Here is a 23,410-nt window from a genome sequence, read left to right as displayed (position 1 = left end):
GTGGCAGTGCTGAGATCGACCATAGAGACTCGGAAGCATGTCTGAACAGGAGTACCGCGTCGAACACGACACCATGGGCGAGGTCCGGGTGCCAGTGGACGCGCTGTGGCGAGCGCAGACGCAACGCGCCGTGGAGAACTTCCCCATTTCCGGTCGTGGGCTCGAACGGTCCCAGATCCGCGCGCTCGGCCTGCTCAAAGCCGCCGCCGCGCGGGTGAACGCCCGGCTCGGCGTGTTGCCCGAGGACGTCGCGCAAGCGATTGCGTCGGCCGCCGACGAGGTCGCCGACGGTAAGCACGACGCGCATTTCCCGGTCGACGTGTTCCAGACGGGCTCAGGAACGTCTTCGAACATGAACGCGAACGAAGTGATCGCGACTTTGGCGACAGAATCGCTCTCCCGCGCGGTTCACCCCAATGATCACGTCAACGCGTCGCAGTCGTCGAACGACACCTTCCCCACGACCTTGCGTGTGGCGGCAACTGAGGCGGTTGCGCGCGACGTGATCCCGTCGCTCGAGCATCTCGCCTCTGTCCTCGAGTCTCAGGCAACTTCGTGGTCGTCCATGGTCAAGTCAGGCCGAACGCACCTGATGGACGCCGTGCCGATCACGTTGGGCCAGGAGGCGGGCGCCTGGGCGTCGCAGGTTCGCTACGGCATCCTGCGGCTGCAGTCGTCGCTGCCGCGGCTCGCCCAGCTGCCGATCGGTGGCACGGCCGTCGGCAGCGGGCTCAACGCGCCCGCGGACTTCGGCGCTCTCGTGTCCGCCGAGCTCGCGGCCGTCACGGGCCTGCCCCTGACGGAGGCTCCCGACCACTTCGAGGCGCAGGCGACGCAGGACAGCGTCGTCGAGATCTCCGGTCAGCTGAGGGCAACGGCCGTCGGTCTGTTCAAGATCGCCAACGACCTGCGCTGGCTCGGCTCGGGTCCACGCACGGGTCTCGGTGAGCTGGCCCTGCCGGACCTGCAGCCGGGTTCGTCGATCATGCCGGGCAAGGTGAACCCGGTGATCTCCGAGGCGACGATGATGGTCGTCGCCCAGGTGATCGGCAACGACGCGGCCGTGGCGTTCGCCGGTTCGCAGGGCAACTTCCAGCTGAACGTGATGCTGCCGGTGATCGCCCGCAACGTCCTGGAGTCCTCCCGCCTGCTCGCCGCCGTCGCACGGCTGCTCGCGGACAAGGTTCTGGTCGGAGTCGAGCCTCAGGTCGAGCGGATGCGGGAGTACGCCGAGTCGTCGCCGTCGATCGTGACGCCGCTGAACAAGTACCTCGGCTACGAGGAGGCGGCGTCGATCGCCAAGCAGTCGTTGAAGGAGCGCAAGACGATCCGTGCGGTCGTGCTCGAGCGCGGTCACGTGCCGGGCAAGCTCACGGAGGAGCAGCTCGACGCCGCTCTCGACGTGCTGCGGATGGCGAACGGCGGCCGCTGAATTCGTGGTGATGCCCGGCGGCCAACGTGGCACTATCTCGCCCATGAAGTCGACTCGAAAGGGCGATGCCGCGTAGGCCGCCGGGCGCTGTTCGTGCCGATCGACCACGTTTCCATGATGTCCGTCAGGAACTCGAGACATATCGACAGTTCCTGCGTCGGCCCGGCCGTCGGCTGTACCCGTCATGGGTCTGCCATTGCTGCGACCCGATCTATGCCCGTGACGCTCTCGAACGCGCGTTGGCCGCGCTACCCGGCCGGCCCCGAGCCAAGCTGCGCCGTGTCCTCGCTCCACTCGACGAGGAGTTCATGCGGCGGACGCTTCCGGACCCGAACGCGAGCTCGATCAGCTCGTGGCATGCGGCGGCGTGGTGGCGTCAGCGTCTGGACGATCGATGAACGGCCCGTTCATCGCACGACATCGGCAGAAATGTCGGTGCCATGTGGAAACGTTGTTTTTGGGGTGTCCCCCTCGAGGGGACGCCCGCTTTGGCTTTTCCTCAAGCCGATGACACAGCCGAGTGCGACCGTGAGGGCACCAAGCGCGGACGAAACCGTGAGAGATTGCGCCCCTAGAAGCACGGACGTCACGAGTCCTGAGACGGGCATCATCCCGATCAGCACGCCGGCCCTCCCAGGGCCGAGTGTGTTGACCGCGAAGTACCAGAGCCCGAACGCCACGGCGGTCAGCAGCGTTCCCAGCAACGCCAGCGCCACGATCTGACGCGTGTCGGGCATCTGCCAGCCGCCGGCGAACGTGCCTGCCACAGCACCGATCGTCGCGGCGAGCAGACACGTCCACGTCGAGACGGCGAGCACGCCGAGCCGGCGCACGACGCCCACCGCGAACAGGGTGAAGCTCACCTCGCCGGCCATCGTCAGCAACGCGAGCACCAGGCCGGGTCCGTGCCACGCGCCGCCGCCCGACAGCACGACGACACCGCCACCGACCACCACGGCACCGACCATGGCAGCCAGCGACCGCTTCGGTGCGAGCAACGCCAGCGCGATCGGGCTCGCGCCGAGCACGGCGGCGACGAAGCCGGGTTCGGCGTAGCGCTGTGCCGCGAGCAGGACGGCATTGAAGCCGAGCATCCCGGTCGCGACCAGGCCGAGCAGCGCGGGCAGGTCGCGCCACCGCGGCAACGGCAAACGTTTGCCCGTCACCAGCGCCACCAGCAACAACACCGCTCCGCCCAGCGCGTACCGCATCGCCTGGCCGGTCAGCACGGGATAGCCCTCCAGCATCCCCGTGACCGGAACCGACGCCCCCACGATCGTCACGGCCGTCGCGCCCGCTGCCACCCCGATTCTCATGCGACCAGCTTCAACGCCAGGTGGTCCAGGTTTAAGCTCCACTTCGATGGAGACCAACTGGACCACTTTTCGCGAGCTGCTGCTCCCCGAGCACAACCGCCGCCGCGGCGTCGAGGCGGAGCTCCGGCGCGCGATCCGTGAGGGCAGGCTCGCGCCCGGCACCCGGCTGCCGTCCAGCCGCGACCTGGCGCAGCAGCTCGGCATCGCCCGCGGCACCGTCACGTCGGCATACGCGCAGCTGATCGGCGAGGGCTACCTGACGGCACGCCGCGGTTCCGGCACGACCGTCGCCTCGCTCGGTCCGGAGAGCGCCGAGCGCACGCCGGAGCCGGCCGAGCGGTGGCGCTACAACCTCCGCCCCGGCCTGCCGGCGCTGAGCGCGTTCCCCAGAGCGGAGTGGGTCGCCGCCCACCGCGCCGCTCTGGCTGAACTCCCGGACGACGACCTGTCGTATCCCGATCCGGCCGGGTACTCCGGCCTCCGCAAGGAGCTCGCCGACTACCTCGCGCGCGTCCGCGGTGTCGTGGCACGGGACGTCGTGATCACCAACGGCTCGGCCGACGCACTCTCGTTGCTCGCACGGATGCTCAAGGGCAGCATCGCGGTGGAGGAGCCGAGCCACTTCGGCGCCGTGAGCATGCTGGCGTCACATGGGATGCGTACCGTGCCGATTCCCGTGGACGACCACGGCATCCGCGTCGATCTGCTGTCCACAACGGACTGCAGTGCGGTGCTCGTGACCTCCGCGCACCAGTTCCCGCTGGGCGTGGTGCTGCATCCCGAACGCAGACGCGCGCTCGTCGAGTGGGCCCAGTCCCGCGACGCCCTGATCATCGAGGACGACTACGACGCCGAGCACCGCTACGACCGTCCCGCGCTGGGAGCATTGCAGTCGCTCGCCCCTGAGCACGTCGTCTACCAAGGCAGCACCAGCAAGGTGCTGGCGCCGGCGATGCGGCTCGCCTGGCTGGTGGTGCCGGATCGGCTCCGGGACACCGTCGTGGACCGCAAACGTCTCGACGACCTCGGCAGCGCGACCATCCCGCAGGCTGCCCTGGCCCACCTCATCCGCACGGGAGGCTACGACCGGCACCTGCGTCGCACACGCGCGCTGTACCGCAAGCGTCGGGACGCTCTGTTGAATGCCTTCGCCGACCACCTCCCATCATGGCGGCCGATCGGCGTCGCCGCCGGCCTGCACGTGGTGATGCGACTGCCGGACGGCACGGACGACCTTGCCCTGCAACAGGAACTCGCAAGCAGGGGCGTCAACGCCATGGCACTCGCCAACTTCTACGCCGGCGAGCCGAGCTACCCCGGTCTGGTACTCGGATACGCGGCGCTCTCGCCGGACCGACTCCGCGACGCGGTCCGTGAGATTCATTGTGCCGCGGGGGTCTGACAGTTTTGGTGGCGAGCCGACGGACGAGGCGGTGCCCACAGAAGCGGCCACCGCCATCGCCGCGACTGATCAGCCGATCTTCCCGCCGACGTAACCCTCGGGCGTCTTCTTGTAGACGAATACGTTGTTCGAGGAGTCGCGGTAGGTGAGCACCAGCTGCCCGTTCTGGTTCCGCACGATGCTCGGCGTGGACGCGTCACCGTTGCCGACCTCGACCCACGGGCCGAACTCGGAGCCGTTGACCTGGGTCTGCGAGCTCACCACGATCTTGCCGGCGTTGCCCCGCATGACGAGGTCGACCTTGCCGTCCTGGACGGCGCCCGACACCTGGCCGTAGTACGCGGGCTCCACATCCGGCAGCACCGTCCACGACGAAGCCCCAAGGCGACGCGTCTTCACGTTGCGTTCGACGACATCCTTGACCGTCACGCGAACCGTGCCGTCCGAGTCGAGCGAGAGCGCCGGCTCCAACGCGTATCCCTCGATCACCTGTCCGCCGCTGATCTGGCCGTGGTCGTCGGTGATCACGACCGTGTCCAGGGTGTCCTTCTTCACCGCGACGAGCACGACGACGCCGTCCGGCCGCGTGATCCCGCGGAGACCGCCGTAGGTGTCGTAGCCGAGCTTGCGCTGCCACGGCTTGCCCGCGTAGCGGTACCAGAGGGCGCCTTGACCGTCCATGAAGTACGCGTTGCCGTTGACCGTCACGACCGGCATCGCGGTCGAGTAGCCACCCAGCTCGACCGGCGCCGACATCTGGCCGTCCGCGCCCACGGTGAACGTCTTCACGCCGTCGTAGTACTCGGCGGCGACGTTGAGAGCGCCCTGCGGACCGGGCTGCGCGGTGACGTCGAGCATGTGGAAGTCGCCGACGACCTTCGAGCTCCACGAGTTCTCGCTGTCCTCGGTCAGCACGCGCAGGCCCTTGTCACTCGTGCTGTACGCGATCTTGAGCTTGCCGTCGGCGTTGACGAGGGCGCTGGGCGTTCCGGTCTCCGCGGAGACGACCGGCCGGGACGGGCCGTGGTCCGGTTCACGGCGGCACGTGTCCGGCACGACGACCGTGTCGACGTCGTTGCCCCAGCCGTGGCCGATGACCCGAGTCTGCTTCCAGTTCGAGACGTCCGCGTCGTTGTTCACCGAGGCGTCGCGCCGCCACTCGAGATCGCCGGTCGCGCTGTTCACGCCGTAGATCACGCCGCCGCCGGCGCCGCTGAGCCCCTTGTAGTTGTTCCAGCCGCCGTTTCCGGTGACCGGCGTCCGCGCTTCGTAGAACCGGCCGGAGTCGGCGTGGAACCGGTAGCGCCACACCTCGCCCTGCGCGTCACGCGCGTAGATGACGCCCTCACCGGAGGCCACGATCGACGTGTACTTGCCCCAGTCCTTCGCGATCACCACGGACTTCAGCTGGGAACCGTCCGGCTGCGACGACCAGACCAGCTCGCCGGACTGGTTGATCGAGTAGACGTGGTTGCGCTGGTCGACCGTGATCCGCTTGGCGTAGGCGGTGTCCGTGGCGTAGATGCCCCAGCCGCGGCCGATGACGCTGTACGTGCCGCCGCCCTGCCACTGGCCGTCCTTCCACCAGAAGCGGCGGAAGTCACCCGTGCCGGTGATGCTGTAGACGAAGCCGGCCCAGCCGACGAGCGTGCGCCCGTGCGCCCAGTCCGTGCCGATTCTTCTGCCGTTGCCCCAGGCGAAGTCGCCCGTGTCCGGCTTCGAGTGCTCGAACAGCCACAGGTCGCCGTTCGGCTGGACCGTGAAGACCTGCGCGGGCGCGGTGCACTTCAACGGCTGCTCGTCGGCCGCCTGCGCGGCCGGACTCGTGAGCGAGGTGGACAGAGTGATGACAGCCAGCATCGAGCCGGCTACCCCCAGTGTGCGCATGATTCCCCTCTTGGAGTGTGCTTCGAGGCGCATTCTGCCTCGTGCCGACAGCTTCGCGGAGGGGTCCGACAGTTTTGTTGCCGTCCACACGGGACGCTTCGGACCAGCGCGAAACCAAAATTGTCAGACCCCGGGTGCACCATGGAGACGTGCTCCTCTCCGAGGTCGTAGACACATCAGTCGCGGTAGCCGCGACGCGGTCCCGCCTGGCCAAGGTCAAGGCGTTGTCCGCGTTGCTGCGGTCGGCAACCCCCGAGGTTGTCGAAGCCGTGGTGTCGTTCCTGATCGGCGTGCCGAAACAGGGCCGCATCGGCGCCGGCTGGCGCACGGTGTTCGAGCTGTCTGTCTGTCCCGTCGGCAGATCAACACTCACGGTCGCAGAGGTCGATGCCGTCCTGGCGACGGTGGCAGCCACGAGCGGCAAGGGATCAGCGCAGCGAAGGGCCGACCTGTTGGCCGACCTGTTCAGCCGGGCCACCGAGGCAGAACAGGACTTCCTGCGCAGACTCCTGACCGGCGAACTGCGACAGGGCGCGTTGGAGGGAGTCATGCTGGACGCCGTGGCGTCGGCCGCCGAGGTACCGGGCGAGACCGTGCGCAGGGCGTTCATGCTGTCCGGCCGTTTACCTCAGACGGCCGTGGCGGCGCTGTCCGGCGGCGAGTCGGCGTTGGGGGCGTTCCAGCTGGAGATCGGGCGTCCGGTCCGCCCGATGCTCGCCTCCCCCGCCGAATCGCTGCCGGAAGCGCTCGCCGAACTCGGCAGCTGCGTGGTCGAGCACAAACTCGACGGAGCCCGCATCCAGGTGCACCGATCGGGCGACGACGTGCACGTGTTCACCCGCACGCTGCGCGAGATCACGAAAACCGTGCCGGAGCTGGTCGACCTGGTCCGCGGACTGCCCTGCCAGTCCGTGGTCCTGGACGGCGAAACCCTGGCCCTGACCGACGAAGGGAGGCCAAGACCGTTCCAGGAGACGATGAGCCGGTTCGGTGCGCAGGACGTTCGTGAGCTGCTGCTGAGCCCGTTCTTCTTCGACTGCCTGCACCTGGACGGGCAGGACCTGCTCGACCTGCCGTTGCGGGACCGGCTGTCCGCACTCCGGCGCGTGGCGGGTGAGCACGTCATCCCAGGCGCACTCGACCCCACCTTGGCGGAGGCGGAAACCGTTGTGGCGCAGGCGATGGCCGCCGGCCACGAGGGCGTCATGGTGAAGTCACTGGACTCGGTGTACGCGGCCGGGCGACGCGGCAGCGCATGGCAGAAGGTCAAGCCGGTCCACACGCTCGACCTGGTCGTGATCGGCGTCGAATGGGGCAGCGGCCGCCGCAAGGGCTGGCTCTCGAACCTGCACCTGGGCGCCCGCGACCCGGACGGCGGTCCGCCGATCATGGTCGGCAAGACCTTCAAGGGCCTGACCGACGAACTGCTGACGTGGCAGACCCAGGCGCTGCAGGCCATCGCGACCGAGCAGAACGACTGGGTGGTCCACGTGCGCCCCGAACTCGTCATCGAGATCGAACTCGACGGCGTGCAGGTCTCGCCGCGCTATCCGGGCGGTGTGGCACTGCGGTTCGCCCGCGTGGTCCGGTACCGGCCGGACAAGGCCCCGTCCGAAGCGACGACCATCGAGGAGGTGCGCCAACTACTCCCAGGCTCCGGCGGAGCCCCGCTCACGACGGACGCTTGAGCGTCGCCACGAACGAGCCGCTCGCCCGACAGGGGCATAACGCGGCCGCGGCCGCTCCACTGAGCCGGGCAACAACGAGCCGCCCGGCCAACGGGTACAAGGCGGCCGCAGCGCCAGCGCTCCCGCCGAACCGCGCCCAACGAGCCGCCCAGCCACCTCAGGCACGCCGCGAGGGACCACTCACCGCGGACACTTCAGCCGCGCGACAACGAGCCGCTGACCCAACGGAGCACAAGGCGGCCGCAGCGCCAGCGCTCCCACCGAACCGCGCCCAACGAGCCGCCCAGCCACCCCTGGCACCCCGAGCGGCCGCGGCGTAGACATGCCGTCACCCAACCAAGGCCATCACTCACCGCGGACGCTTGAGCCGCGCGACGATCGCCTCGGCGAAGTCGTTGCAGACCGTGCACGGGTTGCTGTACTCGTCCGACTTCAGATCGAGCACACCCCCGTACGCCTCAAACGCGACGTGGTCGGCGGTCCCGACGTGTGCGGGGCAGCCCGGTGAGCACTGTGAGTAGAAAGAGACAAAACGACCGCATGGAATCTTCCCCCCAGACGGCGTAGGGCGTGGCTGTATCTGCAGCACATGCCGCTCCCTCTCCATCCACACGGGGCACCGCCAGCCCCGTGATACCGGATGACGGGTGGGAAACCATGTCACAACCGAAAATGACGCCTCCGCCGTTCGAGGCCGTGGCCAAGGTCGCGGACACGAAGCTGGACGAAGCGCAGGACGGCTTCGGCCACGTGCAGGACTTCCTGCGCCGCTTCGGTTACCTCGCCGAAAGCGAAGGCCTCAAGGCGAGCGAACTGGACAACGACACGTCCAGTGCTCTCGCCAGATACCAGGCGTTCCACGGGTTGCCGACGAGCGGGATCTTCGACGAGGCGACGCGCGAGATGATGACGCGGACGCGGTGTGCGCTGCCGGATCCGCAGGACGCCGGGCCCCTGTCCTCGCCCACGTGTGGGTGGAACCGCACGTCGTTGACGTACGCGTTCGACCAGGGCACGAACGACATCGCGGGCGACGACGAGCGGCAGGCGGTGCGCAACGCCTTCATCACGTGGTCGGCCGCGGCGCCGGTCGCGTTTCGGGAGGTGGCGTCGAACCAGAGTCCGGACGTCCTGATCCGGTGGGGCAACGCCCAGTGCGGCGACGCCAACATGACCGGTGGGGTGCACGCGCACGCCGACTACCCGCCGGGTTGCGGGTTCTACGGCAACGCGCTGCCGCGGCCGTTCCACTTCGACGACCAGGAGCACGCCTGGGTCATCGGGGCGGTCGTCGGCGGGCTGGACGTGGAGACCGTGGCGCTGCACGAGATCGGGCACATCCTGGGTCTGCAGCACTCGAGCGTGACCGGGTCGGTCATGTTCTCGACCAGGGGCACGAACTTCACGCAGCGCACGTTGACCAACGACGACCTGGAGGGCATCCGCCGGGTGTACCCGCCGACCGGGCCGCTGTTCGTCAAGCACAGCGGCAAGTGCCTCGACATCGAGGGCATCTCGACGGCGAACGGCGCGGACGCACACCAGTGGGACTACTGGGGCGGTGGGAACCAGATCTTCAGGCTGGAGTGGGTCGAGACCGGGCACTACCGGCTCATCGCCCAGCACAGCGGGAAGGTCGTCGACATCGAGGGGCAGTCGACCGCGAACGGCGCGCAGGTGCACCAGTGGGACTGGTGGGGCGGCAACAACCAGCGGTTCCGGCTCGACCCCGTCGGGCACGGCTACTACCGGATCGTGGCGAAGAACAGCGGTCGCGTGCTGGACGTCTCCGGCATCACGCAGAACTCGGGCGCCAAGATCGTTCAGTGGGACTGGTGGGGCGGGGACAACCAGCGGTGGCGCGTCGGGCCGGCGCCGATCACGTCGCGGCACAGCGGCAAGGTCATCGACGTCTCCGGGATCTCGCTCAACGCCGGCGCACCCGTGATCCAGTGGCAGTACTGGGGCGGCGGCAACCAGCGGCTGCGGCTGGACCCGGTCGGTGACGGCTACTACCGGATCATGGTCGAGCACAGCGGCATGTGCCTCGACGTCGAGGGCATCTCGAAGCAGCAGGGCGCGCGCGTCATCCAGTGGCCGTACTGGGGTGGCGACAACCAGAAGTGGAAGCCCGAAGGCGTCGGCGACGGGTGGGTGAAGTTCACCGCGAAGCACAGCGGGATGTGCCTGGACGTGTTCGGCATCTCCGCGGACAACGGCGCCCAGCTCATCCAGTGGCCCTACTGGGGCGGCAACAACCAGAAGTGGCGCCTTTGACCTGCTGACGGACGCCGAGAGGCGTAGGGTCGGGTACTCGTGCGGTTCATCGAAGGGCATCGCCCCACCAACGACCTGACCTACGACGACGTCTTCCTCATCCCCGGCCGTAGCGCCGTGGAGTCGCGGTTCGACGTCGACCTCTCCACGTCCGACGGCACGGGCGCGACCATCCCGATCGTGGTCGCGAACATGACCGCCGTCGCCGGGCGCCGCATGGCCGAGACCGTGGCCCGGCGCGGCGGCCTCGTCGTGTTGCCGCAGGACGTCGCGCCCGAGGCCGTGGGCGAGATCGTGAGCTGGGTGAAGGCACGCCACACCGTGTGGGACACGCCGCTGACGCTGCACGCGTCCGACGCGGTCGCCGACGCCTGGAACCTGCTGCACAAGCGGGCCCACGGCGCGGTCGTCGTCATCGACGACGAAGGCAGGCCGACGGGGGTCGTGGACGAGGCCGCGTGCGGCGGCGTCGACCGGTTCACGCGCATCGCCGATGTCGCGGACGAGCACATCCTCACGCTTCCGATCAGCACCCCGGCGCGCGATGTTTTCGACGCCTTGCATGGCAGCACCCACAAAATCGCGCTGGGCGTCGACGAGAACAAGAAACTCAGCGGTGTGCTGACCGCGACCGGCGCGTTGCGCGCTGAGATCTACGCTCCCGCAACCGACGACAAAAACCGGCTGCGCGTCGCGGCTGCGGTCGGTGTCAACGGCGACGTGGCGGGCAAGGCCACCGCGTTGCTGGGGGCCGGGGTGGACGTTCTCGTCGTCGACACCGCACACGGGCACCAGGAGAAGATGCTCTCCGCACTCAAGGCCGTCCGCGCGACGCAGCCAAAAGTGCCGGTCGTGGCGGGCAACGTCGTGACGGCCGAAGGCGTGCGCGACCTCGTCGAGGCCGGCGCCGACGTGATCAAGGTCGGCGTCGGGCCCGGCGCGATGTGCACGACGCGGATGATGACGGGCGTCGGCAGGCCGCAGTTCTCGGCGGTCGCGGAATGCGCCGCCCAGGCACGCGAACTGGGCAAGCACGTGTGGGCGGACGGCGGCGTGCGGCACCCGCGGGACGTGGCGCTGGCCCTGGCGGCCGGAGCGAGCAGCGTCATGGTCGGGTCGTGGTTCGCGGGTACGTACGAGTCGCCCGGCGACCTGCAGCGCGACGAGCGGGGGAAGCTCTACAAGGAGTCCTTCGGCATGGCCTCCAAGCGGGCGGTGTCCGCGCGGACGCGTTCGGACAATTCGTTTGATCGCGCGAAAAAGGGACTCTTCGAAGAAGGCATTTCGACCAGCAGAATGTCGTTGGACCCCACGCGGCCGAGTGTGGAGGATCTACTCGACTCCATCACGTCGGGCGTGCGTTCGGCGTGTACTTATGCGGGCGCGGTCAATCTCGAGCAGTTCCACGAGCGTGCGGTGCTGGGCGTTCAGTCCGCGGCCGGGTTCGCCGAGGGAAGGCCGCTGCCAGGGGGATGGTGAGGGTGGACGAAACCGCCGTATCAGTAGAAGACCTGGTCAAGGTCTACAAACCCGGCCTCAAACCCGCGGTCGACGGGTTGAGCTTCGCCGTGCGCCGCGGCGAGGTGTTCGGGCTGCTCGGCCCGAACGGCGCGGGCAAGACGACCACGGTCGGGGTGCTCACGACCCGCGTGATGCCGACGAGTGGCAGGGCGTTCGTGGAGGGCGTCGACGTCGTCGCGGAATCCAAGCGCGCCAGGCAACTCCTGGCCGTCGTGCCGCAGCGCAACAACCTCGACCGCAGTCTCAACGCGCGGCAGAACCTGTTGTTCCACGCCGCCTACCACGGCGTGCCACGGCAGGAACGCGTCAGGCTCGCGGACGAGATCCTCGAACGCATGGGCCTCGCGGACCACCAGAAGGCTTTGGTGGACACGCTTTCCGGCGGCCAGGCCCAGCGGTTGATGATCGCCCGCGCGTTGATGCACAAGCCGAAGGTGCTGTTCCTCGACGAACCGAGCACAGGTCTCGACCCGCAGGCCCGGCTCTTCGTGCACGAACGGGTCCAGGCGCTGCACGAGGAGGGCGTCACGGTCGTGCTCACCACGCACGACATGGACGAGGCGGCGAAGCTGTGCGACCGCGTCGGCATCGTCGACCACGGCAAGCTGCTCACCCTCGACACACCCGACGAGCTCACCCGGAGCCTGCCGGGCAGCCGGACGGTCAGCGTCACGGTGAGCCTCAACGGCTCCGGCCCCGGTCCGGTCAGCAACGCGCTGTCCGAACTGGACGGTGTGCAGCGCGTCGAAGAGGTGCAGGGCATGTTCCGCATCTACACCGATGTCGACACCGCGGTCACGCTGCCCGCGGTCCTCAACACGCTGCAGAAGCTGGACGTGCCGGTGAGCGACCTCGCGATCGGCAAACCCAACCTCGAGGACGTCTTCATCCACCTGACCGGAAGGGAGCTCCGATGAGGACGTTCGGCGCCATCCTGTGGCGCGACACGTTCGTCACCGGCCGGGAGCTGCCGAGCTTCCTCGCGCAGGTGATCATCCAGCCGTTCTTCATCCTGTTCATCTTCGCCAAGGTGCTCGGCGACATCGGGTACGTGCAGGGCGACTTCGCGACGGTGCTGCTGCCGGGCATCATCGCGATGAACGGCTTCCTGGGCGCGTTGCAGAACACGACGCTGCCGCTGGTGCTCGACTTCTCGTGGACCCGCGAGATCGAGGACCGGCTGCTGGCACCGATCTCGATCCCGTTCGTCGCGGTCGAGAAGATCGTGTTCGGCGCGATCCGCGGCCTGCTGTCGGCGCTGCTGATGGTGCCCGTCGGCTTCATCATGCTCGACGTGACGTGGCCGGTCGAGGGACTGGCGGGCGCGTTGCTGATCATCATTCTGGGCACGCTCGCGGGCGCGTCCGTCGGCATGGTGATCGGCACGTCCGTGCCGCCGCGCCGGATCAACGTGATGTTCGCGGTGATCCTGACCCCGTTGCTGTTCACGGGTTCCGCGCAGTTCCCGTGGACGCAGTTGGACCACCTGCGCTGGTTCCAGATCATCTGCGCGCTCAACCCGCTGACCTACGTCAGCGAGGGCATGCGCGCGGAGCTGGCGCCGGCCGTGCCGCACATCCCGTACGTCGTGTGCCTGGCGGTACTGACGTTCGCGACGCTCATCTTCGGGGCGCTCGGCATGCGCGGTTTCCTGCGTCGCTCGCTCGACTGAAGGGAGAGGCCCCGCCGAAACCGGCGGGGCCTCCCCGAACCCGAAATAACTGTCCACTCAGGACGCGTAGTCCTCCAGCATCTCGGTGACGAGGGCCGCGATCGGCGACCGCTCGGACCGCGACAGCGTGACGTGCGCGAACAGCGGGTGACCCTTGAGCTTCTCGATCACCGCGGCCACGCCGTCGTGCCGGCCGACGCGGAGGTTGTCGCGCTGGGCGACGTCGTGGGTGAGCACGACGCGGGAGTTGGAGCCCAGGCGGGACAACACGGTCAGCAGGACGTTGCGCTCCAACGACTGCGCCTCGTCCACGATCACGAACGCGTCGTGCAGCGAACGGCCGCGGATGTGGGTGAGCGGCAGGACCTCGAGCATCCCGCGGCCCAGCACCTCTTCCTGCACCTCCTGGCTGACGAGAGCGCCGAGGGTGTCGAACACCGCCTGCGCCCACGGCTGCATCTTCTCGCTCTCGGAACCCGGCAGGTAACCGAGCTCCTGCCCGCCCACCGCGTAGAGCGGGCGGAACACCACGACCTTGCGGTGCTGCCTGCGTTCCATCACCGCTTCGAGGCCCGCGCACAACGCCAGCGCCGACTTACCCGTACCGGCCCGTCCGCCCAGCGAGACGATGCCGACATCGGAGTCGAGCAGCAGGTCGAGCGCGATGCGTTGCTCCGCGGACCTTCCGTGCAGCCCGAACGCCTCCCGATCCCCGCGCACCAGCTTGATCTGCTTGTCCGCGGTGACCCTGCCCAGCGCGCTCGCCGTGCCGGCCAGCAACCGAAGCCCGGTGTGGCACGGCATCTCCGCGACGTGCTCCAAGCCGTACAGAGTCGGATCGATGACGTTGTCCTTGAACAGGGCGTCGACCAGTGACTGGTCAACGTCCAGATCGGACATACCCGTCCAGCCGGACAGGGTGACGTCGTGCGCCCGGTACTCCTCCGCGGCGAGGCCGACCGATCCGGCCTTGACCCGCAGCGGCATGTCCTTGGTCACCAGGGTGACCGAACGGCCCTCAGCGGCGAGATTGAGGGCACAGGCCAGGATTCGGGCGTCGTTGGAGTCCGTTCGGAAACCTGATGGCAACACCTCCGGGTCGGAGTGGTTGAGCTCGACGTGCAAGGTGCCTCCCACGTCCCCGATCGGGACGGGCGAATCGAGGCGACCATGCCGCAAGCGCAGGTCGTCGAGCAGGCGCAGCGCTTCCCTGGCGAACCAGCCGAGTTCCGGGTGGTGTCGCTTGCCCTCCAGCTCGCTGATCACCACGAGCGGCAGCACGACTTCATGCTCCGCGAAGCGGGTGGCGGCGAGAGGATCGGACAGCAGAACCGACGTGTCCAGCACGTATGTGGTGACGGCTGGCGCGGTCTTGCGCCGGGAAGGGGTGCGCGATGAGCCTGAGGAACGGCTCGCGGGACGTCGTGCGTTCACGGCAACTCCCTCACGAACGCGGCACCCGCGTCCGCTCCTCGCTGGGCCAGGCACTACCCTGATTGGCGGTTCACCGTCAGCCGTATGGCCTCAGGTGATCCGACCACGAGGGCCGGGTGCCGGCCCCCTCGCGACTTCGTCTGCCACGATCAGAGCCTCCCTGCAGCGATCCGCAGTGGTCGCGAACCGCCACATCCGAAGTTACCTGCGCGAGTACCCGGTTTGCAGGCAGCCACACAGGTGAATCCCGATTTGTCATCTACCGGAAAACATCCCGAAACGTGACCGCACGCGTATATCCGCAGGTCAGACGCCGTTTTCCGAGAGATTCCTGGACAACCACGAAACACCGTCCGCAACTTCGCCGGCGAGGGTCCGGGGCACCAGAGGTTCGTCGAGCAGACGCAGGTACTTGTCGTCCAGCGACTCGCCCGGTGCCCGGACGTCCAGCCACGCCCGGACGAGGCGGACGCCCTCGACGTAGGTAGTCGTGTAGGCGCGCCACAACGGGTCAGCCAGGAATCGCACCATCTGCCGTGCCCGTTGCTCCGGCACTAGCAGCCATCTGCGCAGGTGGTCAACCACGTCATCCGGATCCGCACCACGATCGTGTAGCAGCAACGCGGCGTCCTGGCGGACCGTGAGCAGCCCGGCGGCCGCCAGCTCGACGCGCTCGGCGAGCTCACCGTCCATTCGCAACCCGAGGTCGGCGAAGATCTCCTCAGCCCACCGCCCCCAGCCGGGCCCGACCACGGCGTGCAGGCCGAGGTCCGCCATACCCTCGGCCATCAGGCACTGCGGCGTGTTGATCAGGAAGATCGACTGCTCGGCGAACCCGCGCTTGGCGACGAGGCCGGCGTCCTTGCGGCAGTGCTCGGTGTGGTGGCCGGGGTACGACTCGTGTGCCACGAGGTGCGGCAGGTTGGACATGCGGTGCCCCAGGTCCGCGTTGATCGCGACGCGCGAGCGGTAGCCGCCGAGGTAGTAGTTGAACCCGCTCCACGGCTTGTCGGTCACGACGCGGTACTCGACGATCTCCTGCTCCGGCAGGTGGTAGCGCTTCCGCACGATGTCGCGCAGCGCGCTGGACAACGCCTGCACGCACCCCTGCAGGCGCCGCACGGGCACCTCGTCGGCCTCACGGAAGTCGGCCAGCCGGTCGCGCAGCGAGCCGCGCCCCGGCAGCACTTCGGACAACCGCTGGTGTGCCTGCGCGTAGAGGTCCTCCTCGCCCGGCCGCACGCGCACCTGGAAATAGGCCTCCACCTCGTCGACGAACCCGACGTGCTCGCCCGCGAGCTTGCGGGCACCGCACTCGAGGGCCACCAGGTGCGCGTCGAGGAACCGCGTGCGCGGCTCGCTGAGCTCGGCGCCGGTCAGCTCACGGCGCAACCGGCGCGCGTCGGCGGCGAGCGCGGCCGGGTCGGGGCGCGGCTCGTTGTCGACCTGCTTGCGCAGTGCGGGATCGCCGGTGAACGAGTCGACGAATCCGGGTTCGAGACGCCCGAGCCGGAGCCCGAGCGTCAGGTACCCGCGCACCACCTGATTCGCGTCCATGAACCGGAGAGCGTACGGCTCCTACCACAGGCCCTCGCAGGCGACCGAATCGTGAAATGAAAGACCACCTATTGGGGGATAGTTGGCGATCTTGCCGTCACACAATGGTGTCAGCACGCGTACGAGAGGAGTTCCGGAGCGATAGCTTTTCCGCCCGAGGACACCCCACCGTCCGGAGATCCCCGAAGACTCCGGAAATGACGGGGATAACCCGACATGAAGGAGAATTGACGTGCTGAAGAAGGCTGGCGCCGTCGCGGCCGCCGCAACCGGTCTCATGATGATCGTCGCCCCCGCCGCCATGGCGGGCGAGGGCCACGGTGGCCACCACTGGAAGAACGGCCCGCTGCTGGTCGCCCTCAACGGCAACAACCTGAACGGCACCGTCGGCGCCTGTGGCAACAACGTCGGCGTCTTCGGCGGTGCGGTGCCGATCAACTCGCCGTCCATCACCGAGACCTGCGCGGCCGGCGGGATCGTCGACGGCGACGACCTCACCACCGAGGGCTGATTTCACAGTCTCGAAATCCGGGGACGTCATTCATGGCGTCCCCGGACCCATTTTCGCATTACCAATTCCAAGGAGAAAATCGTGCTGAAGAAGGCTGGCGCCGCTGCGGCCGCCGCTGCGAGCTTCCTGATGATCGGCGCTCCCGCCGCGATGGCCGGCGAGGGCCACCACTGGGAGAACGCCCCGCTGCTGGTCGTTGGCAACGCCAACAACCTGAACGGCGTCCTGGGCGCCTGTGGCAACAACGTCGGTGTGTTCGGCGGTGCGGTCCCCGTCAACTCCCCCTCGATCACCGAGACCTGCGCCGCGGGCGGCATCGAGGACGGCGACGACCTGACGGTCGAGGGCTGACCTTCGTCGTAAGCGAACGGGGGCGTCTGCTTCGGCAGGCGCCCCCGTTTCGTTGATCAGTTCCCGTAACGGCGGTGCCGCTTGGCGTACTCACGCAGCGCGCGCAGGAAGTCCGTGCGCCGGAAGCCAGGCCAGTAGGCCTCGCAGAACCAGAACTCCGAGTGCGCCGACTGCCACAGCATGAAACCGCTCAGCCGCTGCTCGCCGGACGTCCGGATGAGCAGGTCCGGATCCGGCTGCCCGGACGTGTAGAGGTGCTCCGCGATGTGGTCGACGTCGAGGACCTCGGCGAGCTCCTCGATCGTGCCACCGCGCTCGGCGTGCGCGGTGAGCAGCTTGCGCACCGCGTCCGCGATCTCCTGCCGCCCGCCGTACGCGACGGCGACGTTGACCTGCAGCCCCGTGCGGTCCTTCGACCGGGCCGCCGCGGCGGCCAGCCTGGCCGCGTGTTCCGCGGGCAGCATGTCGATCGCGCCGACGTGGCGGATGCGCCACTTCTTGTCCGGCTCGGCCAGCTCGTCGACGATGTCGGCGATGATGTCGAGGAGCGGCTTGAGTTCCTCGACGGGCCGGTTCAGGTTGTCCGTGGAGAGCATCCACAGGGTGACCACCTCGACACCGGCGTCACCGCACCAGTCCAGCAACTCGAGGATCTTGCGTGCGCCGGCCCGATGTCCATGCGCGACATCGGTGTAACCGGCTTCACGCGCCCATCTCCGGTTTCCGTCGAGCACCACGCCGACGTGCCGGGGACGCTGCGGTACTTCGCTGAGCTCACGCCGGAGAATCCACTCGTAGAAGCGGATGACGACGTCTTTCACGCGGGAACGAAGAGCCACGTCCGAACAGCGTACGCCGTGCAACGTTGGTCACTGAGCCACGGGTGCGTAACCTACGGTGCCGTAACCTCGGATGCGTGACCAACGCACCCACCCTTCCGGCGTTGCGGCCTCGACTGCGTGGATGGCTGCACTTCTGGTCCTTTGTCGTCTCGGTCGCCACCGGAGCGACCCTGATCGCGCTGGCGGCGTCCACAGTGTCCGCCGTCGCCGCACTGGCCACTTCGGTCTACGTCGTGACCGTGCTCGGCCTGTTCGGCGTCAGCGCCACGTACCACCGCGTCACATGGACCAACGACCGCATGCGCACGTGGATGAAGCGCCTCGACCACTCGATGATCTTCATCTTCATCGCCGGCACCTACACGCCGTTCGCGATGCTCGCCATGCCCCCGGACACCGGCCGCATCGTGCTGCTCGTCGTCTGGATCGGCGCGTTCTCGGGCGTCATCCTGAAGCTCGGCTGGCCGCACTCGCCGCGCTGGCTCGGGGTGCCCATCTACATCGCGCTCGGCTGGGTGGCCGTGTTCGTGCTGCCCGACCTGCTGCACCACGCGGGCGTCGCGGCTCTCGTGTTGCTGCTGGTCGGCGGGGCGTTGTACACGGCCGGAGCCGTCTTCTACGCGACCCGGTGGCCGAACCCGTGGCCGCAGGTGTTCGGGTACCACGAGTTCTTCCACGCGGCGACGGTCGTGGCGGCGATCTGCCACTACATCGCCATCTGGTTCGCGCTCTACCCGTAGGCACAGTCACTTTCTCCTAGGTACCTACTGCGACCAGCTTGTTAGCGTCCTCCCAAGATCACAGACGAGGAGGGACGCATGATCGTGACTACGGGGAACGCGGAGGCGTTCCGGTGATTCAGGTGCTCGACTCGACGATGTTCCATCGAGAGGTGGGAGTCGGGGTGCCGGTCGTCTACCTGCACGGCAACCCGACGTCGTCGTACCTGTGGCGCAACGTCATGCCCGCGGTCGGCGGGCTGGCGCCGGATCTCATCGGCATGGGTGACTCGGGCAAGCCGGACGTCGGGTACACGTTCGACGATCACGCTCGATACCTGGACGCGTGGTTCGACGCGGTCGGGCTCACCGAGGTGGTACTGGTCGGGCACGACTGGGGTGGCGCGCTCGCCTTCGACTGGGCGGCGCGGCATCCCGGCCGGGTCAAGGGCATCGCGTTCACCGAGACCATCGTCAAGCCCATGTCGTGGCAGGAGTTTCCCGAGGGTGGGCGCGGGTTGTTCGAGCAGATCAAGACGCCCGGTGCCGGGGAGGCGTTGATCCTCGACGGCAACGCGATGATGGCGGGGCTCGACGCGGAGTACCTCAGGGCGTATCCCACGCGGGAGAGCAGGCTGCCGTTGCTGCAGTGGCCGCGGTCGATGCCGTTGGGCGGGGAGCCCGCGGACGTCGTCGCCCGCGTCGAGCGGTACGGGAAGTGGCTCGCGGACAGCCACGATGTGCCCAAGCTGCTCGTCGTCTTCCGGCCGGGCCACGACACGATGATGACGCCGGAGATGATCGACTGGTGTGCCGGGAACATCGCGGCGCTCGAGATCGAGCACCGCGACGAGACGGCCGGGCACCACACGCCCGAGGAACAACCGGAGGCGCTCGCCGCGGCGCTGAAGAGCTGGGTCGACCGGCACGGTCTGCTCGGGTGAACGGAAGGGGAGCCCGTGCGGGCTCCCCTCAACCGTCAGGCCAGATCCGGGCCCTGTACGCACAGTTCGTCCACTTTGGCGCAAGCAGGGTCTGTTACCTGGGACAGTGAAGCCACACTAATCCTTCGATCCCGCTGAGACGAGCTCCTTGCGACGCGGCGGAACGCGTCCCTACCGTTCCGCCGCGTTTCCCATCCAGCAAGGAGAATCATGCGCAAGTTCCTGATCGCCGTGGCCGCCGCGGCGTTCCTCGCCACCCTCGGCGCGACCACCGCGTCGGCTGACGACGACATCCAGGTGCCCAAGCCCGGTCAGTGCGTGCCGGCGCCCGCCCTGCCGGACTGCACGATCGTCGTCTGAGCGGAGGGGAGCCCGGCTCCCCTCCCACTCACGCGAGGTTCGGACCCTGGTCCCGCAGGTCGTCCACTTTGGACATGGCGTCCCGGAGCTCGCCGAGCCACGCCTCGGCGTGCTGCCCGACGAGCCGCACGGCCCACGCCAGCGCCTCGGAACGGGAACGGGCCACACCGGCCGCCACCAGGGTGTCCAGGACCTGGCGTTCCGGCTGACGCAGGCGCGTCATCACCGGGACGGACAGCGTCGTGAACAGCTCCGTGGTGCCGCCCAGCCGAGCACCCCACGCCACCTTGCGGCCGTAGCGGTGCTCGGCCTGCCGGGCGATCTCGATCCGCTCGTCGCGCGTTTCCTCACGCCACCGGCTGATGCGGCCGGACTCGGCCGCGGCCCGTCCGGCCTCGTCGAACTCACCCGACAGGTCCGGCAGGGCCCCGACCACCAGGATCTCCTCGCGGTCGACCGTCACGTCCGGCGCCGATGTGAACCAGCCGTCCGGCAGGCGGCCCGCGAACCAGGCCGCCGCGTCATCGGCTGACGGCAGATCGGCCTGCTGCCAGCCCCCTCTTCCTCGCCATCCACGTCCCCGCATGGCCCACCTCCGACCAAACAATTACATGATTACGTCGTTACCGACGTTACGCCGATACACAACGCAGAGGTGTTCGCTCTCAGCGGAGGGCCTCCAACAGCGCAGAAGGGCTGGTCACCGGGCGGTCGCACACGTAACCGCGGCACACGTAGGCGGCCGGCGCCTCGTCGACCAGAGGACGCTGCTCCAGCAGCGGCGCCGAGTCGGGCTCACCGGCGAGCACGACGGCACCGCCCGGCAACACGGAGAGGGCCGCCGTCCAAAGAGCTGACCGCTGTTCCGAGTCAGGACCCACGATGGCCACCTGCAACGGACCCGCCAGCGCAGCCTCGGCGACCGAAAGCCAGTGACCGGCGAACCGCGGAGCGCGGGCCGCCAGCAGGCCGGCTCGCGTGACGGCATCCGAAGCGGCCGTCCGATACACGGAAGACTGACCGGCCAGCAAGGAAGCGGTCAGCAGGGCGCCTGCGAGAGCAGCAGCGCCCGAAGGGGACGCGTTGTCCGTCGAGTCGGCCGGGCGGCGGACCAGCGTCTCGGCGTCGTCGGCGGTGTCGTAGTACGCACCCGGCGCGTCGGGCACGGCGAACCGGGCCAGGGCGGTGTCGAGCAGGCCGCACGCGGCGTCCAGCCAGCGGATCGAGCCGGTGACCTGGTGCAACGCCAGCAGGCCGTCCGCCAGGCACGCATAGTCCTCCAACACGCCGGACGCCGCGCCCACGGAGCCGTCACGCGAGGTGCGGCGCAGGCGGCCCTCGACCAGGTGCACATCCAGCAGCAGGGACGCCGCGTCGGAGGCCGCCTTGATCCAGGCCGGCTCGGCGAACAACGCGCCGGCCTCGGCCAGGGCCGCGATGGCCATACCGTTCCACGCCGTCACGACCTTGTCGTCACGGCCGGGCTGGGGCCGCGCGGAACGCAACTCCCACAGCCGCGAACGAACCGAGTCACCGGGCTCCGAAACAAAGCGCAGGGTCGACGTTCCGTGCTCGAAGTTCGGCGTGGCGGTCACACCGAAGAAAGGCGCGGCGTCACCGAGCTCATCGAAAGTCCATACATACGTAAGGCCCTCGACGCCGTCGGTGTCGGCATCCAGAGAAGAAGCGAAGCCGCCCGAGGAACAAAGCATGTCCCGCAACAGGAACGAAGCGGTCTGCGAGACCACCTGGCGATAGCGGGGATTGTCCGACAACCGGCACAGGTGCGTGTAGAAGCGCAGCAGCAAAGCGTTGTCGTACAACATCTTCTCGAAGTGCGGCACGGTCCACGACGCGTCGACGCTGTATCGCGCGAAGCCGCCGCCGAGCTGGTCGTACATGCCGCCGTTCGCCATGGCGTCCGCGGTGACCGTGGCCATCGACAGCGCCTCGACGGAACCGGTGCGCTCGTGGTTGCGCAGCAGGAACTCGAGCACCATCGACGGCGGGAACTTCGGGGCGCCGCCGAAACCGCCGTTGCGGCGGTCGAACTCGCCGAGCAGCGACACGACCGCGCCGTCGAGCGCGGCACCATCCACGGCGGACGGAGGCAGCGGCAGCGAGCGACGCGAGATCTCCGAAACCACGGCCGCGGCCGACTCCAGGATCTCGGAGTGCTGCTGGGTCCACGCCGCCGTCACGGCCTCCAGCACCTGACGGAACGACGGCATGCCGGGCTGCGGCGACGGCGGGTAGTAGGTGCCCGCGTGGAACGGTTCGGCCGCGGGCGTCAGGAAGACGGTCATCGGCCACCCACCGTGGCCGGTCATGGCCTGCGTGACCTCCATGTACACCGCGTCGATGTCCGGCCGTTCCTCGCGGTCCACCTTCACCGGCACGAAATGCTCGTTCAGGTACGAGGCGACCGAGGCATCCTCGAACGACTCGTGCGCCATCACGTGACACCAGTGGCACGCGGCGTAGCCGATCGACAGCAGCACCGGAACATTCCGGGCCCGTGCCTCCTCGAACGCCGCGGGCGACCACTCCCACCAGTGGACCGGGTTGTCGGCGTGCTGCAGCAGGTACGGGCTGGTCGCGGACGCGAGCCGGTTCGTCATACCTCCAAAATAGGCCGCGCGAGACAGGCTGTTCAGTCAGACTCCGTATATGTCGACGAGTCAGTCCGAAGTGGACAGAGAATCACATGACCTGCGCCACGAGACCGGCCCGTTCGACGTGATCGGCGACGTGCACGGTTGCCGGGAGGAACTGGAGGACCTGCTCGGCACCCTCGGCTACGAGCTCGTCGAGGACGACGAGGGCCGATCGATCGACGCCATCCCACCGGCCGGAAGGCGAGCGGCGTTCGTCGGCGACCTGGTCGACCGCGGGCCGGACACGCCGGGCGTGCTGCGGCTCGTCATGGGCATGGTCGAGGCCGGGCACGCGCTCTGCGTCAAGGGCAACCACGAGGTGAAGCTCGTCAACGCACTGCGCGGCCGCAAGGTGCAGATCAGGCACGGCCTCGCGGAGTCACTGAAACAACTCGCCAAAGAGCCGGAGGACTTCCGCGACGAGGTCGCGCGGTTCTGCGACGGCCTGGTCACGCACTACGTCCTGGACGGCGGCGACCTCGTCCTCGCGCACGCCGGACTGCCCGAGCACCTGCACGGCCGGGAGAGTTCGCGGGCACGCGCCTTCGCGTTGTACGGCGAGCCGACCGGGGAGATCGACGAGCACGGCCGGCCGGTGCGCTACCCGTGGGCGAACGACTACGGCGGCGCGGCCACGGTGCTGTACGGGCACACCCCGATGCCCGACGCGGAGTGGGTCAACAACACGCTGTGTCTCGACACCGGCGTCGTGTTCGGCGGCAAGCTCACCGCTTTGCGCTACCCCGAACGGGAAATCGTGTCCGTTCGGGCCCGCCGGATCTGGTATCGGCAACGGTGACTCCGTTGTGGACTCCAGTTCCACACGAGGGGGAATCCAGT

The 23,410-nt window shown here is 68.5% G+C and carries 19 protein-coding genes and 1 pseudogene; 13 read left to right on the top strand and 7 right to left on the bottom strand.

Going from position 1 to position 23,410, the window contains the following annotated elements; translation table 11 throughout:
• Positions 1 to 37 precede the first annotated feature (37 nt).
• Complete coding sequence (locus tag QSK35_RS38485; RefSeq protein WP_285752799.1) at positions 38 to 1,432, top strand: class II fumarate hydratase; 1,395 nt, start codon at positions 38 to 40, stop codon at positions 1,430 to 1,432.
• Between the two features lie 407 nt (positions 1,433 to 1,839).
• Here the strand turns inward: QSK35_RS38485 and QSK35_RS38480 are convergent, their stop codons facing one another.
• Positions 1,840 to 2,748: a DMT family transporter gene (locus QSK35_RS38480; protein WP_285752798.1), complete on the bottom strand. Its 909-nt coding sequence runs from the start codon at positions 2,746 to 2,748 to the stop codon at positions 1,840 to 1,842.
• Between the two features lie 46 nt (positions 2,749 to 2,794).
• On the opposite strand from QSK35_RS38480, the gene pdxR reads away from it, so the two are divergent.
• On the top strand, positions 2,795 to 4,150 hold the full coding sequence (gene pdxR, locus QSK35_RS38475) for a MocR-like pyridoxine biosynthesis transcription factor PdxR (RefSeq protein WP_285752797.1): 1,356 nt from the start codon (positions 2,795 to 2,797) through the stop codon (positions 4,148 to 4,150).
• A gap of 69 nt (positions 4,151 to 4,219) precedes the next feature.
• Here pdxR and QSK35_RS38470 read toward each other — a convergent pair whose 3' ends face one another.
• A complete protein-coding gene (locus QSK35_RS38470; protein WP_285752796.1) occupies positions 4,220 to 6,037 on the bottom strand; it encodes a tachylectin-related carbohydrate-binding protein in 1,818 nt (605 codons plus the stop codon).
• Positions 6,038 to 6,186: 149 nt separating this feature from the next.
• Between QSK35_RS38470 and QSK35_RS38465 the strand changes: the two genes are divergently transcribed.
• The 5 genes from QSK35_RS38465 to QSK35_RS38445 all read left to right on the top strand — a co-directional run bounded on the left by QSK35_RS38465 (position 6,187) and on the right by QSK35_RS38445 (position 13,195).
• On the top strand, positions 6,187 to 7,725 hold the full coding sequence (locus tag QSK35_RS38465) for an ATP-dependent DNA ligase (protein WP_285752794.1): 1,539 nt from the start codon (positions 6,187 to 6,189) through the stop codon (positions 7,723 to 7,725).
• A gap of 657 nt (positions 7,726 to 8,382) precedes the next feature.
• Complete coding sequence (locus QSK35_RS38460) at positions 8,383 to 10,002, top strand: RICIN domain-containing protein (protein ID WP_285752792.1); 1,620 nt, start codon at positions 8,383 to 8,385, stop codon at positions 10,000 to 10,002.
• Between the two features lie 39 nt (positions 10,003 to 10,041).
• On the top strand, positions 10,042 to 11,481 hold the full coding sequence (locus QSK35_RS38455; RefSeq protein WP_285752790.1) for a GuaB1 family IMP dehydrogenase-related protein: 1,440 nt from the start codon (positions 10,042 to 10,044) through the stop codon (positions 11,479 to 11,481).
• Positions 11,475 to 12,440 carry an ABC transporter ATP-binding protein gene (locus QSK35_RS38450; RefSeq protein WP_285752788.1) on the top strand — a complete coding sequence of 322 codons (966 nt, stop codon included), beginning with the start codon at positions 11,475 to 11,477 and terminating at the stop codon, positions 12,438 to 12,440. Before QSK35_RS38455 ends, QSK35_RS38450 begins: the two co-directional genes overlap by 7 nt.
• Positions 12,437 to 13,195, top strand: a complete 759-nt coding sequence (locus tag QSK35_RS38445) for an ABC transporter permease (RefSeq protein ID WP_285752786.1) — start codon at positions 12,437 to 12,439, stop codon at positions 13,193 to 13,195. The genes QSK35_RS38450 and QSK35_RS38445 overlap by 4 nt, the downstream gene beginning before the upstream one ends.
• Before the next feature lie 57 nt (positions 13,196 to 13,252).
• Here the strand turns inward: QSK35_RS38445 and phoH2 are convergent, their stop codons facing one another.
• Both phoH2 and QSK35_RS38435 read right to left on the bottom strand, forming a co-directional pair.
• Positions 13,253 to 14,542 carry an RNA 5'-3' helicase PhoH2 gene (phoH2, locus tag QSK35_RS38440; protein ID WP_502881770.1) on the bottom strand — a complete coding sequence of 430 codons (1,290 nt, stop codon included), beginning with the start codon at positions 14,540 to 14,542 and terminating at the stop codon, positions 13,253 to 13,255.
• A gap of 393 nt (positions 14,543 to 14,935) precedes the next feature.
• Positions 14,936 to 16,186: a DUF885 domain-containing protein gene (locus tag QSK35_RS38435; protein WP_285752783.1), complete on the bottom strand. Its 1,251-nt coding sequence runs from the start codon at positions 16,184 to 16,186 to the stop codon at positions 14,936 to 14,938.
• A gap of 232 nt (positions 16,187 to 16,418) precedes the next feature.
• Between QSK35_RS38435 and QSK35_RS38430 the strand changes: the two genes are divergently transcribed.
• Together QSK35_RS38430 and QSK35_RS38425 are read left to right on the top strand one after the other, a co-directional pair.
• The gene (locus tag QSK35_RS38430; RefSeq protein WP_285752782.1) at positions 16,419 to 16,697 is read left to right on the top strand and encodes a hypothetical protein; all 279 of its coding nucleotides are present in this window, start codon (positions 16,419 to 16,421) and stop codon (positions 16,695 to 16,697) included.
• 81 nt (positions 16,698 to 16,778) lie between these two features.
• Positions 16,779 to 17,048: a hypothetical protein gene (locus QSK35_RS38425; RefSeq protein WP_285752781.1), complete on the top strand. Its 270-nt coding sequence runs from the start codon at positions 16,779 to 16,781 to the stop codon at positions 17,046 to 17,048.
• Between the two features lie 56 nt (positions 17,049 to 17,104).
• Here QSK35_RS38425 and QSK35_RS38420 read toward each other — a convergent pair whose 3' ends face one another.
• Positions 17,105 to 17,887, bottom strand: coding sequence for an isoprenyl transferase (locus QSK35_RS38420; protein ID WP_285752779.1), 783 nt, complete (start codon positions 17,885 to 17,887; stop codon positions 17,105 to 17,107).
• Positions 17,888 to 17,964: 77 nt separating this feature from the next.
• Here QSK35_RS38420 and trhA point away from each other — a divergent pair, with 77 nt between their 5' ends.
• From trhA to QSK35_RS38405, 3 genes are all read left to right on the top strand, one after another.
• The gene (gene trhA / locus QSK35_RS38415) at positions 17,965 to 18,630 is read left to right on the top strand and encodes a PAQR family membrane homeostasis protein TrhA (RefSeq protein ID WP_285752777.1); all 666 of its coding nucleotides are present in this window, start codon (positions 17,965 to 17,967) and stop codon (positions 18,628 to 18,630) included.
• A 113-nt stretch (positions 18,631 to 18,743) separates the two neighbouring features.
• Positions 18,744 to 19,553 (top strand): haloalkane dehalogenase, encoded by an 810-nt coding sequence (locus QSK35_RS38410; protein ID WP_285752775.1) that lies wholly within the window; start codon positions 18,744 to 18,746, stop codon positions 19,551 to 19,553.
• A 210-nt stretch (positions 19,554 to 19,763) separates the two neighbouring features.
• The gene (locus QSK35_RS38405) at positions 19,764 to 19,913 is read left to right on the top strand and encodes a hypothetical protein (RefSeq protein ID WP_285752774.1); all 150 of its coding nucleotides are present in this window, start codon (positions 19,764 to 19,766) and stop codon (positions 19,911 to 19,913) included.
• A gap of 28 nt (positions 19,914 to 19,941) precedes the next feature.
• Here QSK35_RS38405 and abmR read toward each other — a convergent pair whose 3' ends face one another.
• On the bottom strand, positions 19,942 to 20,499 hold the full coding sequence (abmR, locus tag QSK35_RS38400; protein WP_285752772.1) for an ATP-binding transcription factor AbmR: 558 nt from the start codon (positions 20,497 to 20,499) through the stop codon (positions 19,942 to 19,944).
• A 79-nt stretch (positions 20,500 to 20,578) separates the two neighbouring features.
• Entirely contained in the window at positions 20,579 to 22,534 is a 1,956-nt protein-coding gene (locus QSK35_RS38395; protein WP_285752770.1) for a thioredoxin domain-containing protein, read from the bottom strand.
• Between the two features lie 85 nt (positions 22,535 to 22,619).
• Here QSK35_RS38395 and QSK35_RS38390 point away from each other — a divergent pair.
• A pseudogene (locus QSK35_RS38390) lies at positions 22,620 to 23,357 on the top strand (metallophosphoesterase); the annotation flags it as partial.
• Positions 23,358 to 23,410: the final 53 nt, after the last annotated feature.

It is taken from the genome of Lentzea sp. NBRC 105346 (genome assembly GCF_030269605.1).
Taxonomy (GTDB): domain Bacteria; phylum Actinomycetota; class Actinomycetes; order Mycobacteriales; family Pseudonocardiaceae; genus Lentzea.
Note: the sequence above shows the minus strand (reverse complement) of the source record. Positions and strands in the feature narration are given on the sequence as shown.